Raw genomic sequence first — 16,794 nt, 5'->3', positions numbered from 1 at the left:
GCTTTGCGGAGTTATAACGAGGAGGTACTTTTGGTGCATCAAAAATGGCAGCACTTCAGCACGGCATCGCGCAAATGGCTGTGGATCCTGGTCGTAGTGGGCATACTTGCCGCACTGCCGGTTGCATATGACCGGTATCAAACGGAATCATCATCAAACAACGTGGAGCTGGTGTTCAATTACCGTGGTCTGGCAGAGGTTGCTGCCTATCAGGCACATCCGGAGCAGTTCATACAGAAGCAGCTCGATAAATTAAAAGCCGCGGGCATTACCAGTATGGCGATGTTTGAAAGCACGCTGGATGACTTCAAGAAAACCCGGCGGCTGATGGTGTACAGCGCCCAGGATATTGCCCAAATGACGCAAAGCGTTGTTCCAACGGATGAGAATTTCACGTACATTCTGTTTACCAATGAAGAGAATGCGGGCCGGTTAACGCCTCTCATTGAAGACACCTTCACAAGTCTCGGCATTAACGTGAAGCCTTGGGAGTTTCATAACCAGAAGGGCCTGATTGTGGAAACCTCGCCGGAGGATGCCGCGCTGAAACCGATGCAGCCAGACCCGATTGCATTTGAACTTCTTCACAGCAAGGGTTTCAATATCGTTCCGCGGATGTCCGATAGCCTTCCGTACGATCAGGACGCCATGGAGAAGCTGCTGGCTTATTATGAAGCCAACGGTGTGAAGCGGATCCTGTTCGAGGGTGATTCGGTCAAGGGCTTCACCGACAACCAGGATAAGCACAGCCTGCAGAGCTTTGCCAACCTGCTGAACCAGCATGGCATCGGCATTGCGGCGATCGAGAATACGAAGAAGCCGCAGGCAGGAATCGATAAGCTGTCGTATTACATTCATTATAATGTGGTCCGTCTGTATTCCTTGAGCGACAAGGATGCCCAGGCACTGGACGAGGATACGATTGCGGACCGGTTTGCTCTGGCAACCAAAGACCGGAATATCCGGATGCTCTATATTAATACGGCACCAAGCAAGAGCACGGCGAAGGCGATGATGACGGATTCCATCGACAACATCATCAAGAGTCTGAACAAGCCTGGTCAAGCCATCAAGCAGATGGAGAACAACGGCTTCAAGATGGGACGTGCAGAGGCCTTCCATATTACCGATTCATCGGCACAGCGTTATTTCAAATTGGTTGTTGTACTTGGCGCAGTTGCCTTTATAGCACTCATGATTTCATGCTTCCTGCCTCTGCTGACGCTGCCGGCATTTGTGCTTGGCATGATCGGCAGTGCAGGCTTGTATGTACTGAAGCCGACGCTGTTTGAGCAGGCATTAGCGCTGCTAGTTGCTATAAGTGCTCCGACCGTCGCGGTGGTACTGGCGATACGCAAGGTCAACGCGCTCAATGCGGCCAATGCCGAGCTTGCGCCCGGACGCCGTCTGACGCATTCGATCGTCCTGTTCATCAAGACATCTATTATTTCCATGGCGGCAATCCCATTCGTGATTGCACTGCTCAACAATATTACGTACAGCCTGGTGTTGAACCAGTTCCGGGGCGTGAGTCTGCTGCATGCGGCTCCGATTCTGCTGATTGCGATATTCGTGGTCTTATACCGCGGAGGCCGTCCGGTTCATCAAATCGGCAAGCTGTTCAGAACGCCAATCACACTGTTATGGGTTGTTGCAGCGGTATTAATCGGCGCCATCGGTTTCTATTATCTGAGCCGTACAGGCAATGGGGGCAAGGTCAGCGGTATCGAGATGGCGATTCGTCCGTTCCTGGAAAATACATTCCATGTGCGTCCGCGTAATAAGGAAATCATTGCGCATCCGCTCTTCCTGCTCGGTCTGTTCCTGTCGATCCGGTACCGGAATGCTATTTTCATCATGATATTCGCTGTCATTGGACAGCTGTCCATGGTCGATACCTTTGCCCATATCCATTCGCCGATGAAAATTTCGTTTGCCCGTGACCTGCTGGGTCTGGGAATTGGATTCATCATCGGACTGATCGCCATCGGCGTATGGCAAATCGCAGAAGGGTGTTGGAAAAAATGGTCACCTCTCCTCAAAAGACAATAGTCATCTCGGGTTATTACGGCTTTAAGAACAGCGGCGATGAGGCTGTGCTCCAGTCCATATTGACGGCTCTAGAAGAGAAGGGGAAGCAGGCAGGGGTTCAGATTAACCCTGTCGTGCTCTCCATCGATCCGGAATGGACCACCTCCACCTACGGTGTGCAGGCGGTTCACCGCATGAAATTGGGTGAAGTGAGACAAGCTCTTAAGAACAGCAGCGGTTTGATCAGCGGTGGCGGAAGTCTTTTGCAGGATGCGACCAGCCCGAAGACCATTCCTTACTATCTGGGTGTGATCAAGCTGGCCCAGTGGATGAACAAGCCTGTGTTTGTGTACTCCCAGGGTGTTGGTCCCGTGAACCGGAAGCTGTTTAATCCGTTGATCAAAAATGCCTTTAAAAAATGTGAATACATTTCGGTGCGTGATGTGCAGTCCGCAGAGCTGCTGCAAAGCATGGGGCTGCAGAGCAGCCGCATCCAGGTGGTACCCGATCCCGTCATGGGGCTGACCCCTGAATCGGAGAACGCTGCTTCCATAGCTCCTGATGCGGATCAACAGCTGCCTGTTATCGGTATTTCCGTCCGTTACTGGGACCCGGAGCGCAGAGAATTACAAGGGATTGCGGAAGGTCTTCGCGCATTCTGCGAGAAGCAGCCGGCGCATCTCCGATTTCTGCCTTTTCACTTTCCTGGCGACGAGAAAGCCTCCCAGGAAATCATTGGGCAGCTCGGTGATATTGCTTCCGGTGGAAGCAAGGTGTCGGTATGCAGGGAGGCTGTCCTTCCCCGGCAGATGCTGGCGGAGGTGGGGCAATGCGATCTCGTGATTGGGATGAGACTCCACAGTCTGATCTATGCCGCCAACCAGCTTGTCCCGCTGATCGGCGTTTCCTATGATCCGAAGATCGATCACTTTTTGAAAAGACTGGATATAACGCCTGTTGGAACAAGCAGCTCGCTTGACCCCGGGAAGCTGACGGCAGAAATTTCCCGTCTCCTGACCGGCGCAGAGGCTTGGAAGGAAGCGGGTAAGCCGCGTATCGACAAGCTGAAGCAGGAAGCCCAGGCGCCTGCGCAGCATATCATTGATTTTTTATTTAAAATGAACTAAAGCTTTACGCTTCATCTTTTCTTTAGTTCATTTTATATAGCAGCAAAGGATAAGGTGATAGAAGCGTGAATTCATTAGAACAAGTGCCTACGGTTTCCATGTACGGTCTGCAGGTAAGCAGATTGGGCATGGAGGACACAGTAAAGTATATAACCCGTGTTATACAATCCGAAGAACGCAGACCTTTTCAGGTCATTACGGCGAACCCGATCATGGTGATGAAGGCTCTGGAGGAGCCGGAGTACATGAAGATCATGCGGGAAGCAGAGCTTCTGGTACCAGATGGTACCGGAGTGGTATGGGCAGCAGCAAGAACAGAAACGCCTGTTGCGGAGCGCGTTGCCGGATTTGACCTTCTGCATGAGTTAATGAGGGCCGGAGAAGACTACCACTGGAAAGTATATTTGCTCGGTTCTACGCCGGAAGTGATTCAAGCGACGGCAGAAAGGTTACATTTGCAGTATCCGGGTGTCGAAATCTCGGGATTTCGTGATGGCTATTTTAAGCCAGATCAGGATGCGGAAGTGATCGCCGACATTCGCAAGGCGGCTCCGGATATTCTGTTCGTTGCACGTGCGGCGGATACGCAGGAACCTTGGATTGCTCGCTATAAGGAACAGCTGGGTGTTCCCCTGATGATGGGCGTCGGCGGAAGCTTTGATGTCATATCGGGCAAGTCCAAGCGGGCACCGAAATTATTTCAAAAACTTCGTGCCGAATGGCTGTACCGTCTTCTGAAGGAGCCAACAAGGGCTGGAAGAATGCTTGCGCTGCCGAAATTCGTACTTAAAGTGGTGCGTGATAAAGAAAACATGACAAAACCCAGATAAAATGACTGAAATGAGACGCAAAAACCCGATATTTTGCTGAATAACAGGATTGGTTTTATTTTTTGATGAGAGTATAATTCAATCCGGTAAAGAAAATGGGGGTTGAACGAAACATGTTAATGATAGCCATCATCGGATGTATTGTGTCATTAGCCTTGGCACTGCTGCTAACGCCGCTGGTGAAAAAATTTGCGATTAAGATCGGCGCCGTCGATGTCCCGAACGCCCGAAAAGTGCATACGAGAATCATGCCCCGGCTTGGTGGATTGGCGATATATCTGGCATTTATGCTGTCCATGTTTGCCATCCTACCATTTGTCGCGGATCATTTTTCCATTCGGGATACGAACTTTATTAAAGCCTTTTTGATTGGCGGCTCGCTGATCGTCTTGACCGGCGCCCTGGATGACCGTTTTGAACTGTCTGCCAAGGTGAAGTTGCTCGGTCAGATCATCGCCGCATCCGTCGTCGTATTCGGATTTGACATCAAAGTTGATTTTGTGAATATACCTTTTAATGATACGTATTCGTCTCTGGAGAACTGGATTGCGATTCCGCTCACCATCTTCTGGATTGTCGGCGTGACGAACGCCATCAACCTGATCGATGGGCTGGACGGTCTGGCCGCCGGCGTATCCGGCATCGCGATTGGCACGATCCTCGTGATGTCGCTCCTGATGGGCAACCTGACGGTAGCGCTGGTATGTCTCTTGCTCCTTGGAGCGATTCTTGGATTCCTGTTCTTTAACTTTCATCCGGCACAGATATTCATGGGCGACACAGGCTCGCTGTTCCTGGGCTTCTGCCTGGCGATGCTGTCCATGCTCGGATTTAAGCAGATTGCGATTGTATCCTTTATTACTCCGCTGATTATTATCGGCGTACCCCTCTCGGACACGTTCTTTGCGATCGTGCGCCGCTGGATTCAGAAGAAACCGATCTTCGCTCCGGACAAGGGCCACCTGCATCACTGCCTGCGGGAAATTGGCTTCAGCCACCGCCAGTCTGTTCTCATCGTGTACGGCATCGCCGCTTTCTTCGGTGTCCTGGCAGTCATTCAGTCCTCCGCCGCGATGTATGAAGCGAATTGGGTCACCTTCGTTGTGATCTGCGTGATGATGTTCTTCCTGCAGATCGGCGCGGAAGTGATCGGCCTTGTCGGCAAGACGAAGCGTCCGATTCTGGATTTGATTGCAAGGCTGCGAATGAAGGTTGGCGAGGAACGCAGTTCCAAGCTTTAGAGATTTATAATGCAAGACGGAACTTATAAGAATTTCATAAAATATAAATTTTACAAACCCATCCATTTATTGGACGGGTTTTTTTATGGTTTTTTCTAAAAAAATGGGTGGTTGGGGCCGATAAAAGGGATATGTGAATAAGTTCAGACTTGAATAGGAGGTAAAGAATTGAAATTCTCTGGAAAACGTAAGGGGGAAGCTTTTGTGTCTAGCCGACTTAGAGCCATATTTAGCATAATGCTGACAGCGGTACTGATTGTGTCGTTCTTTCCGCCAGGACTTGTAAAGGCAGCTTCCGATCCGGTTGCAGGCCAATACTTTCAATTTAAGAAATTCAGTACGGATCAATCCTCTCCAACGATGGTTAACAGCGAAACCGTGGATCTGGAAGGCAGCTTTAACGGGGTATCCGCTGACAGCATTTCATTCCAAGTGGATTCATTGATCGGTGATAAAGTCATTCCCGGGATGAACGGTGCAGATGTGAAGCCGATCGTCGAGAATGAGAAGAACTTTACTTTCCCGGGAATTAAGCTTTCCCAAGGGCTTAATCGTATCACGGTATCCGGTATGACCGGGAACGGAAGCAAGGCGAGCGGAGCTGCTTACGTTAACTTCTCGAACGTTCCGGCCATCTATGACATCAAGCTTCCGGATGGAACGCCATTAACGGAAGACAAGCAGACGATTGTCCATAATGCCAACCTGACCCTCATGCTGCAAGCGCCTAACGCTGTGGAGGTTATGGTCAATAACACGAAAATGTACAATGGGGGAAGCGCTACATTCATTTTAAATGACATTAAGCTGAACCCGGGATTGAACAAGCTGAATTTTGTAGCCATCACGGACATGGGCACTCATACATACAGCGTGAGCCGTGAAGTGATCTATGCTCCAGAAGAAATAGGGACCCCGTATAATACGGTCATTGGCTCGACTAAGGTCGATGACGGCGTAATATTAAGCGGGACTGTCGAAGGGAAACTTAGCGGTTCAATCATATTTAATAATCCCTCGAATCCGACGACACCACCTGTTGATCCTAAAGACTTTGACGTATCAATCAGCACAGGTGCGACTACAGGAATAGAGTTCACCTCAAAAGCGAATATTACGAATAAAACCGTTTTGGGTTCTTCGGTCGTATTTGATTACGTAACAGTTAACAATGTTAAACTTACCCAAAGTGGAGACTACTCGATTTTTTATAACAATATTTCTTATGGAACGATGGACGTTCTTCCTTTGAAATTTACCTATCATAAGGACGCGACTGCTTATATCACAGGTATTGAACAGCTATACAGCGTTACAGCCTCCGGTAATAAAGTGTCCTATACTTCAAGCGCGCAATTTACGGAGGGGAACCTGTTTGAACTGCCCGTGTGGATCAAGGTGAAAACGAATGATGCTTCTGCAGCGAAGGATGTAAGTATTTCATCGCTTCAAAAGGGTGCCGAGTCCGGGTCCCTGACGAAAGAAGAATTTACAGATCAGTCCGGTTATAAAGTGTACAAAATTACTGGACTGCCTGCGGGAGAGCAAATCCTGAAATTTTCGGTGAAAAATTCCGATGGCTATGAGGAAGATCATAAGCAGTTTGCCATTAACTATATTTCAGCTCCATTTATCGAATTGACAAACATTTATAACAACCAGGTGTTCACAAACGTCAATCAATTCACGGAGATCAAAGGCCGGTTAGTCAACTTTACAACGGCCGACAAGGATAAACTTCAATTATCGATTAACGGGAATACCCAAACCCTTACAGTAGACACGGACTTTAAATTTAATATTGGGGTTACGGGCGACAGCATGAAGCTGGTTGGCGGTCCGAACAAAATCAGCATTTCGGGCACAGCCAATGGAATTCCGGTATCCACGAATATTACGGTATATCTGTTCCCTGACAATCTTCCGGCCGTAGACGGGCTTAAGCCGCTTCCGGTTGGTCAGACTAAGGATACAGATCAATTATTTAAGCCGACAGCGAATCTTCAGTACTCTACCTATGAGACAAATGCAGATATTCAATTCGTTGTCACAAACACCGAAGAAGTGGTTGTGATGGTGGACGGCAAGCAGTTAGTCGTTTCCAATCGAGTAGGCAGCACCGATGAATGGAAGAGCAAAGATGCCGACGGTAATGATTATGGAGCATTGCATGCGGTAAAAATAGGGTTAACCGGTTATCAGTTTACGCTCGACAATATTGCGCTTCCGAAGACCGGGCTTAAATCCATTGTCGTTCAGGCAAGACTGGGAGCGGCATCCGTCTCTCAAACTTTGCAAATTACGCGGGAGCTTTCGCCTTACGTGATTCTGTCGCCTAAGCTGCCGAACGAGAGCGTAATCAAACAGAACTTTATGGATGTCAGTATCAAAGCCGATGGAGCCGACCAGGTTCTGCTTGGCAAAACCCCGATGGTCAAAGGCGAGCAGGACATCTTCCGCCTTGAACTGGATGGATTGAAAAAAGGCAAGAATACCATTAAGTTTACGGTAGTTCAGGGAACGCAAAAAATTAATGGATCTTTTGATGTGACGTATTCCGATGAAGTCATTCAAGGAGCCCAATTTAAGACGAAGCTGACAACCTCAGGCAAATTGACCGCCTTTAAAGGGGATGTAACGATTCAATTCCCGAAAGGCACGATGCTTCGTGACGCAACGCCGTCACCAGGTTCTTCGAATACACCAACGATCAATTTGTTTGACAGTCAGAATATTCTGCTCGGCATCGCCGATCCTCAGGATGGACGTACGGTGAAGCTGTATAATCCGGTGGGTGAAAAAGAAGGAAATGTGTATCAGGATGGCAAGCTTGTTCGAATTGATGCCAACAGCTATGCAGCAACGTTACTTATTCCGAAGCAGCATTTTGGATATGCCTCCAACATGTACTGGATCGATCCGGGGTACTTTAAGCAGCCGCTATTGACGACAGATTTTGAAACCGTGGTAGCGACTCACCCATACAAGAAGAATAATGAATTCTTCGGCAACCATCTGGGAAAATGGTTAGAGCCTACTCAGCAAGGCACCATTACCTTGTCGTATGATTCGAATCTCACGAATGCAGCATCCGAAGGGATCTCGATCTGGAAGAATGACGGCACTTCATGGGTAAATATGGGCGGTAAAGTGAACACGGGTAAAAAGACCATAACCTCAACCTTTGATGGATTTGGTTATTATGCCGTTATGAGTCTTCGTTACAGCTACGATGACATTGTGGCGCATCCGACAGCCCGTCCGGATCTGGAGCTCATGCTTGCGAAAGGAATTATGAACCCGAAGGATTCCAACCAGTTTAACGTGTATGGTGAACTAAGCCGCGGCGAATTCGCTACCATGCTCGTGAAGATGCTGGATATTCCTTTGGACTATGATCCGAATAACCTGACCTTTGGAGATGTTCCGAAATACGGCGATTACAGATGGGATTACCGTTATATTGAAACGGCCGTTAAAAAAGGTATCATTCGCGGTATCGCACCAAGAGTCTTCTCACCGAATGCGGCATTATCGCGCGAAGAAGCAGCGAATATGGTGGCAAGAGCCATGAACCTGAAGCTCGGACAGCAGGATAAGGATCTGGCTGCGCTGCAAAAATCCTTTACAGACGCTAACACGATCAGTTCCCCTTATTCGATTACATCGATTCTTGCCGTAACTAAAGCGGGTATTATTACGGGCATCCCGAATAAGCTGCTGCAAGGACAGAAGAAGGTAACCTACCGCTTTGATCCGAATGCCAAGCTCAACAGAGCAGATGGTGCGGTCATTGCCAAGCGTGTTATGACGAAGATGAAGAAGCTGTAGACGTTCTATTATAGAAGGAAACCGAAAAGCTTTATTGTGATCCCTACTGTCGCAGTGCTTGCGACAGTAGGGATCTATTTATTTACAGAATATTCTATTTTATTATGAATTTAGCGATTTCCATTTACATGTCTTTGTAATTTGTCAGAGTTTAGGATACAATGTCGTAGTACGACAATTTATATTTAAAGGGTGAAGGCTATCTTATGAAACCGATCTATTCCAAGGCTCAGTTGGACTATATGAGAGCAAAAACCAAATTTGAGAATAAGGCCAGCACATTGGAGAAAAAGATTGAGATGACTCGCAAGACCAGAGAGATTACTCAAGAAGTTATGGAAGGCCTTGTACTGGAGACGGGCTTTCATGATGCCTATAACGAACTGATGTTATCCGAAAATGAACTTATTGAATGGTCCCATACAACCATTAAGCATGAGAAGACCTATCGTGAGAACAAAATGCCGATCGAGCATATGTATCAAAATTTGAACGGCAGCCCAGAGATGCGTGCACAAATCATCGAACTGGCTATGAAAATTCGTTAATATTTTGTAACCTTTACATCAGACTTCTTACTATTAAAGAACGCCAAACGGCGTTCTTTTTTTATGTTCCTGTTTAACTTCCAGTTCCCGCGGGTATTTGATTACCAGATATTTCTTGTACAAACGGCTATGTTTCGTTATAATTTTAATGCCAGGTAACAATTTTGAAATTATTTTAAAAAAGGTGCAACTTTTTAAAACCTGGCGCGTCTAAGATGTAGAGTCAATTACAGTGGGTGTATCCAACAATGTCCTGTATAAGAAATTTGTCTATATTTTAGAAAAATGTTCTTTACGCCATTGGGGACCCAATGTATAATACTTAGGTAGGATTAGGAATCTACTCTTTTTTTGCTGATTTCCAAGTTTACCAGTTTCTGTGATTTCGTCACAGACATCATTTATATGAAACTCTGCTCAAACTCTGGAAAGGGGGTGCATTGACTATGAGTAACAAGAGCTACCCAATTAAAGAAAACTCTAATGTGATGAAAGTTCAAGGAGGAGAACAAAAGGTTATGAAGAAAATTTTAACAGTAGCATTATCTACAGCTATGGCATTCTCTATGTTTGCATCTGTAGCATTCGGTGATTCCGCAACGGCGGTATCTGCACAAGACAAATTTGATTCCCTGAAAGCTAAAGGAATCTTCAACGGTTACCCAGATCAGCAAGCTCATCTGGAGAAAGACATGACTCGCGCTGAATTCGCGAAAGTCATCACTAAGCTTCTTGGACTGAAAGAAGTAACTGGCACATTGTCTTACAAAGACAAAGGCTATGACGCTAAGAACTGGGCTGTTCCTTACATCGAAGCAGTAACAGCTGCTGGTATCATGGACGGTCAAGATCCAGTTAAGAAAATCTTCAACTACAACGGTAAAGTAACTGTTCAAGAAATGGCTACTGTACTGACTCGTGCGTTGAAACTTGAAGTTCCAACTACCACTGACAACAGTGCGACTGAATGGGCTAAAGGTTATGTGCAAGCAGCAATCGACAAAGGTCTGCTTTCTAAAGATCTGAACTTCCAAGCGAACGCTTCCCGCGAATTGCTGGTTAACACTGCTTACACAATTGACGAGTTGAAAAACGTTTCTGTAAAATCCTACGAAGTTTCTGACGCTGGTAAAACTGTTACCTTCACACTGAACACTGGTGAAGTGGTAAAAGTGACTTTGGATAAAGCTCTTGAAGCTAACAAAGAAACTGAAGTTAAATACACAGCTAAAGACGGCGTAGAGCGCGTTGCTAAAGTAACTTATGTAGTAACTACTGCTACTAAAGTTGACAAAGTATCTGCAACTAACCTTAAAGAAGTAACTGTAGCATTCGACGGTACTGTTGATGAAGATACTGCTACAGACGTAACTAACTATTCTTTGAAGTCCGGTAAAGCAATTGATAGTGCTAAATTATCTGATGATAAGAAAACAGTTACGCTTGAACTAGTAGGTACTCTTAACAACAATAAAACTGATGCTGTAACTGTATCTAACATTAAAGCTGGTTCCGCAACAGTTAGTGGTTCGAATATTGAATTCTCAATCATTGACAATACACTTCCTGAAGTATCTTCCGTAAAATCTTTAGGAACTAAATCTGTTAAGGTTGTATTCAGTGAGCCAGTACAATTGCCAGCACAATCGAACTTCCAACTTGATGGCAAAGCGTACTTCGGTAAAGTTGCTCAAGTAACTAACAACACTGTTATCTTGACTCCTTACAATGCAGCTCTTACTGTAGGAGATCACAAGCTTGCAGTGAGTGGAGTTAAAGATTGGGCTGGATTCGTGGCTTTGACATCTTCTCATGATATTACTGTAGTTGAAGACAAAGATGCTCCGACAGTTACATCTGCAACAGCAACCTTGGAAAGTGTAACACTTACATTCTCTGAAGAAGTTGATGCGGAAACAATTGACGCTAGCAATGTATACTGGATGTCTGGTACAACTAAGTATAAAGCTTCTTCTGTTAAAGCTTTAAGTGACAACAAATATAAATTTACATTCAGCAAAACTAATGCTTTGCCAACGGGCGCAGTATTGGTATATGTTGAAGGCGTAAAAGACTACTCTGGCAATAAAATTGCTGATAAAACTACAGTGACGGTTAATGCTGAAATTGACCAAACTCGTCCAGAAGTGAGAAAGGTAGAAGCAATTGATTCTAAAACAATCCAAATTACTGCTTCGAAAACTCTTGACCAAACTTCTGTAGAAGATGAAAGAAACTACACTGTTACTAACAAAGACGGAGATGTGGTTTCGGTTAAAGAAGCTACACTAGTTGGTAAAGATAAAAACATCATCAACCTCACATTGTATACTGCTTTGTCCGCTGGTGAAAACACAGTAACAGTTAAAAACATTAAAGATAACACAAGACTTGGGAATACAATGCTTGATTATAGTGGTAAAGTAACTTTGGGTGATACTACAAATCCTAAGTTGGATTCTACACTTGTTAACACTAAAACTAACACTGTAGTTATCGGATTTGATGAGAAAATGGATGCAGCTACACTAGCTGACTATTCCAACTATCATGTAGTAATCAATGGTACAAGAACTACTTTGACCCCTGAGCTTGCTGATATTACTGTATTGAATGACAGCAAAGCAGTTCAAATTAAGTTTGCTGAGACTTTCAAAGGTCAAAAGGTTGTGTTCTCTCCTGATAAAACTGGAGCAGTGAAAAATATCAATTCATTGTATGTTCTTGGCGTTAAAGACGTTGCAGGCAACTTGTTGTCGCAATTCGCTAATAGCACATCTTCAACAGCAAATAAAATTGATTTGGATAAAGATATTGATCTTGGATTCGGTACGTATGATGGGGATTATGCAGGTTTCCCAGCTGCGTTAACAGCACAAGATACTGTCGAAGTTAAACTTAATGCTAGTGTAGTTTCAGCTCCTGAAAGTGCATTTAATGTTAAGTATGATGGAAAATCAGTAGAAATTAAAGATGTTGTGCTTAATGGAACATCTGTTGTTAAATTAGTACTTGAAGATAATCTTCCTGTTACATCTTCTAATAAGTTAGAAGTTACAGTTAATTTCAACGCTGTTGATACATTGGCTGGTAATTTCACTGCAAAGGGTAACGTTTCTACTACTAATGTATTAGATAAAGTAGCTCCAACTGCTATTGCTAATACATCCAGCTATAAAAACTTGACACAAACAGCTGCTGATGAAATCACAGTTGAATTCACAGAAGGCGTTAAGTTGCTTGGTGGGCTTAAGGAATCGCTAGCCAAAGACTTCACAGTTGTTCGTGATTCAGACAACAAAACTTTGACAGCTAATAAAGATTTTGTGATTAAAACTGTTGTTGCAAACACAGTTGTGATTCAGCTTCTTGATCAACCAGGTAGAGCTGATGAAACTTACTACAATGTAAGCTTTGCAGGTTCTAAATATCTTACAGATGCAAGCACAAACGTAGTAAATGATGCTGCTAAATTCAGTGTTACACAAACTGCGAAAAAGTATGCTGCAACTGCATCTGATGTTAAACTTGCAGCTGCTCAAAAAGCTCTAGATGATGCTAAAGCTGCTCAAGTTATCGCTGATAAAGCAGCAAGTGATGCAGCAACAGCTAAAACTGCAGCTGATAAAGCAGCAAGTGATGCAGCAGTAGCTAAAACTGCAGCTGATAAAGCAGCAAGTGATGCAGTAATAGCTCAAGCTGCAGCTAATAAAGCAGTAGCAGAAGATGATGGAACTGATCCAGTCGCTCTTGCAGCTCTTAAAGCAGAAAAGGCTAAAGCTGATAAAGCAGTAACTGATACAGCAGCAGAAAAAGTTATCACTGATAAAGCAGCTACTGATACAGCAGCAGAAAAAGTTAAGGCTGATAAAGCAGCTACTGATACAGCAGCAGAAAAAGTTAAAGCTGATAAAGCAGTAACTGATGCACAAGCAGCACTTGACGAATTGACGAAGAAGAACTAATTTTAAATATCTTAATAAAGACTCCGTAGAATGCAAATTCTACGGAGTCTTTATATATTACAACTAGCTTTATATGTCTATAGAGGTGACCAAGGAATGAATCTTATTTCCACTTGGAGAATTATTGAGATAATGTTTTGGTGAATTTAGAGTGGATTTTAAAACCTGAATAATTAATCATAATGAGTTGTTTTCAATAAAAGGTCTCATGGTGAAAAATGAATAAATAATATAATCTTGATTCCACATACATAGGCCCTATAGCCACGCTTAAATACGAATTCAAGTGGTAAGAGAAGAAGAAAGTAAGTTATAATGGCAATCAGTTGAACCTGCAAGAGATAGAGTTTTTTTGATTCAAGTATCTTTCCATCGATTAGGTATGGTGTAGCGATTTCCGGTTTCTATTGGAGTCATGTATTTATCATTTGAGGATAAAAAGGACGGAAGATTCATATAATCAGATCCATTCATGTAGAATACGTTTGAAACGTAAGGAAGTCGATGGTTGCAGGTAATTAATTTAAATTAATTCATCGGATTATTCCTTAAGCATACCATCGTAGATTAAACGGCTGATCAAAGGCTACAATTGAAGGAGTCAACCATACATAATTATGGTTGACTCTTTCTCTATATTTAGACATTTAGAATCACAATACTCATTATCACCTATAATTTATTACTGTTCATTATTAAAGTGAAGAATTTATAAGTTTAGATTACTATTGCCATCAGTAAAAATCATTTATACATAGTAATTTTATCGATTAATATTAGATGATATGGAGTTTCCTTGTATAGCCAAACAAAATGATCTATCATGAATTAATAAACTAATATGTATGGAGGAAAAATATGAAAAAAACATATAAGTTTTCACTAGTTATCGCAATGCTCGGTGGTGGCCTCGCCCTAGGCTCAATCTTCAACATCACAGCCCAAGGCGCAGGTGCCACAAACCAAGCAGGCACAACCGATGACCCTGTTGTAACCAAAAGCTATGTAGATCAACAAATCCAAAAAGCACTAGGTGGTGGTGTAAGTACAACACCAACAACACCTACAGCGCCTACGACTCCAACCATACCACCAGTAACAACGCAGCCATCAGACGGTAAAGAAACCACAGTAGTGGAGAACACGGTAACTGTCGTGACCCTGAAGCCAGGTGAAAAACTCATTGCTAAAGCTGGAGCGGAATTTATTATTCGCAGCGGTAAAGGCGTCATCTATAGTGGAGATGCTAACGGTGTTGCAGATCTCACTGACGGTAAGGATATTGCCAATGGACAAGCAGCCGGGAATAACCATCTGCTCTCTTTTCCAAGAGATGGACGGGGTATCATGGTGCAAGAAGGCAATACATATAGTTTGATTGTTATGGTGCGCGGTGGATATTCGATCCAATAATCATTTCATTAAATACATCTATAAGCTTATTTTTGCCATAAGTAACAATCATTTATACGTCTAGAGCGAACAAAATAACAAATAATACTCTTGCAGTACCAATATGCAGGAGGTGTTTGTAAAATGGCTAGAAACAGTAATCGTACAGTGGTTCCGGAATCCCGCAATATGCTCAATCAAATGAAGTATGAAATTGCTTCCGAATTTGGTCTTGGCTCGTCTTATGGCTCAGGCCATGGCAGCGCAGACACCGAGTTTGCCGGGGAATTGGGCGAGGCAGGTGGCTCGTTCGCAGGTGGTGGATCTTACGGCGGTCATCTGACTTCTCGTGAGAACGGATCTGTTGGTGGGGAAATGACCAAGCGGCTGATCCGTCAGGCTCAGCAAAGCTTGTTGTAACGGTTATCATTGGTCTCCTTTCATTGACACGGGTTGACAAATACGTTAATATGTCCATTGAGGATTGTCATGCAGCCTTTTCCTATACAGGGAAAGGTTCATTTTTTGTTTAGGACTACCTTACGCCGTTGTTTATTATCCTTATAGGAGGTTGATACTATGTCTGTAAAAGGACGTCATCTGTTTACATCAGAGTCCGTTACGGAAGGACATCCGGACAAGATTTGCGACCAAATCTCCGATGCGGTGCTTGATGCTTTTCTGGAAAATGATCCGAATGCCCGTGTAGCTTGCGAAGTTTCAGTTGCGACTGGACTTGTGCTTGTCATTGGTGAAATCAGTACCAAATCCGAGTATGTTGATATCCCGTCTATTGTTAGAAATACGGTAAAGGAAATTGGGTATACTCGCGCCAAGTATGGCTTTGATTATAATACATGTGCGGTTTTGACATCCTTGAACGAACAGTCTGCTGACATCGCGCAGGGCGTAAACGCCGCGTTGGAAAACCGCGACCCTGCCCAAATGGACAAGGAAACGGAAAATATCGGTGCAGGCGACCAAGGCTTGATGTTTGGTTTTGCTACCAATGAAACTCCTGAGCTTATGCCGCTTCCGATTGCACTTTCTCATCGGATTGCACGTCGTTTGTCTGAGGTCCGTAAGGACGGTACGCTTGAGTACCTTCGTCCGGACGGCAAAACCCAGGTTACGATTGAATATATCGATGACAAACCGGTACGCGTGGATACGATCGTTGTATCTACACAGCATTCCGAAGATACCTCTTTGGAACAAATCCAGGCTGATATCAAGGAAAAGGTTATTCTTCCTGTGGTTCCTGAAGAACTGCTGGATGAGAACACCAAGTACTATATCAACCCAACGGGACGTTTTGTTATCGGCGGACCTCAAGGTGACGCTGGTTTGACAGGACGCAAAATTATCGTAGATACTTATGGCGGTTACGCTCGTCATGGCGGCGGCGCATTCTCCGGTAAGGATCCTACGAAAGTGGACCGTTCCGCAGCTTATGCAGCTCGTTATGTGGCGAAGAACCTCGTAGCAGCTGGTCTGGCTGACAAATGCGAAATCCAATTGGCTTACGCGATCGGTGTAGCTACTCCGGTATCAATCAACGTGGATACGTACGGCACAGGTAAAGTCGAAGATGAGACGCTCGTTGAGCTGATCCGCAGCAACTTTGACCTTCGTCCTGCCGGTATCATCCGCATGCTGGATCTGCGTCGTCCGATTTACAAGCAAACTGCAGCTTATGGTCACTTTGGCCGTACGGATGTGGATCTGCCTTGGGAACGCGTGGACAAAGCCGAAGAGCTTAAGGCTCAAGCGGGTCTGTAAGAGCTTACGCATTTATATACCATCAACCTCAGCTTTGGCATGATGCC

General features: G+C 44.7%; 10 protein-coding genes. All 10 read left to right on the top strand.

All coding sequences use genetic code 11. The features are described 5' to 3' along the window. Nucleotides 1–33: 33 nt before the first annotated feature. The 10 genes from KJS65_RS19120 (at nucleotide 34) to metK (ending at nucleotide 16,747) form a co-directional block, all read left to right on the top strand. Nucleotides 34–2,052 carry a DUF5693 family protein gene (locus KJS65_RS19120; protein ID WP_213651472.1) on the top strand — a complete coding sequence of 673 codons (2,019 nt, stop codon included), beginning with the start codon at nucleotides 34–36 and terminating at the stop codon, nucleotides 2,050–2,052. Further along, entirely contained in the window at nucleotides 2,025–3,158 is a 1,134-nt protein-coding gene (csaB, locus tag KJS65_RS19115) for a polysaccharide pyruvyl transferase CsaB (protein ID WP_213651471.1), read from the top strand. Before KJS65_RS19120 ends, csaB begins: the two co-directional genes overlap by 28 nt. 98 nt (nucleotides 3,159–3,256) lie before the next feature. Further along, the gene (locus tag KJS65_RS19110) at nucleotides 3,257–3,988 is read left to right on the top strand and encodes a WecB/TagA/CpsF family glycosyltransferase (RefSeq protein ID WP_213651873.1); all 732 of its coding nucleotides are present in this window, start codon (nucleotides 3,257–3,259) and stop codon (nucleotides 3,986–3,988) included. Between the two features lie 113 nt (nucleotides 3,989–4,101). After that, on the top strand, nucleotides 4,102–5,229 hold the full coding sequence (locus KJS65_RS19105; protein ID WP_213651470.1) for a glycosyltransferase family 4 protein: 1,128 nt from the start codon (nucleotides 4,102–4,104) through the stop codon (nucleotides 5,227–5,229). A gap of 204 nt (nucleotides 5,230–5,433) precedes the next feature. Then, nucleotides 5,434–9,060 carry an S-layer homology domain-containing protein gene (locus tag KJS65_RS19100; RefSeq protein ID WP_213651469.1) on the top strand — a complete coding sequence of 1,209 codons (3,627 nt, stop codon included), beginning with the start codon at nucleotides 5,434–5,436 and terminating at the stop codon, nucleotides 9,058–9,060. Between the two features lie 206 nt (nucleotides 9,061–9,266). Beyond that, nucleotides 9,267–9,608: a hypothetical protein gene (locus KJS65_RS19095; RefSeq protein WP_213651468.1), complete on the top strand. Its 342-nt coding sequence runs from the start codon at nucleotides 9,267–9,269 to the stop codon at nucleotides 9,606–9,608. A 446-nt stretch (nucleotides 9,609–10,054) separates the two neighbouring features. Then, a complete protein-coding gene (locus tag KJS65_RS19090) occupies nucleotides 10,055–13,573 on the top strand; it encodes an Ig-like domain-containing domain (protein ID WP_213651467.1) in 3,519 nt (1,172 codons plus the stop codon). Nucleotides 13,574–14,431: 858 nt separating this feature from the next. Then, nucleotides 14,432–14,986: a hypothetical protein gene (locus KJS65_RS19085; protein ID WP_213651466.1), complete on the top strand. Its 555-nt coding sequence runs from the start codon at nucleotides 14,432–14,434 to the stop codon at nucleotides 14,984–14,986. Between the two features lie 123 nt (nucleotides 14,987–15,109). Then, entirely contained in the window at nucleotides 15,110–15,385 is a 276-nt protein-coding gene (locus KJS65_RS19080) for an alpha/beta-type small acid-soluble spore protein (protein ID WP_213651465.1), read from the top strand. A 159-nt stretch (nucleotides 15,386–15,544) separates the two neighbouring features. Further along, a complete protein-coding gene (metK, locus tag KJS65_RS19075; RefSeq protein WP_213651464.1) occupies nucleotides 15,545–16,747 on the top strand; it encodes a methionine adenosyltransferase in 1,203 nt (400 codons plus the stop codon). The last annotated feature ends 47 nt before the right edge of the window (nucleotides 16,748–16,794 follow it).

It is taken from the genome of Paenibacillus sp. J23TS9 (genome assembly GCF_018403225.1).
Taxonomy (GTDB): Bacteria; Bacillota; Bacilli; order Paenibacillales; family Paenibacillaceae; genus Paenibacillus_AQ.
The sequence above is the reverse complement of the archived record's forward strand: the minus strand, read 5'-3'. Positions and strand labels throughout refer to the sequence as shown.

Excerpts from the sequence above, each read along its gene's own strand:
- KJS65_RS19095 (WP_213651468.1), top strand. The coding sequence starts at position 9,267 with ATGAAACCGATCTATTCCAAGGCTCAGTTGGACTATATGAGAGCAAAA.
- KJS65_RS19085 (WP_213651466.1), top strand. The coding sequence starts at position 14,432 with ATGAAAAAAACATATAAGTTTTCACTAGTTATCGCAATGCTCGGTGGT.
- metK (WP_213651464.1), top strand. The coding sequence starts at position 15,545 with ATGTCTGTAAAAGGACGTCATCTGTTTACATCAGAGTCCGTTACGGAA.
- KJS65_RS19105 (WP_213651470.1), top strand. The coding sequence starts at position 4,102 with ATGTTAATGATAGCCATCATCGGATGTATTGTGTCATTAGCCTTGGCA.
- KJS65_RS19110 (WP_213651873.1), top strand. The coding sequence starts at position 3,257 with ATGTACGGTCTGCAGGTAAGCAGATTGGGCATGGAGGACACAGTAAAG.
- KJS65_RS19080 (WP_213651465.1), top strand. The coding sequence starts at position 15,110 with ATGGCTAGAAACAGTAATCGTACAGTGGTTCCGGAATCCCGCAATATG.
- KJS65_RS19090 (WP_213651467.1), top strand. The coding sequence starts at position 10,055 with ATGAGTAACAAGAGCTACCCAATTAAAGAAAACTCTAATGTGATGAAA.
- csaB (WP_213651471.1), top strand. The coding sequence starts at position 2,025 with ATGGTCACCTCTCCTCAAAAGACAATAGTCATCTCGGGTTATTACGGC.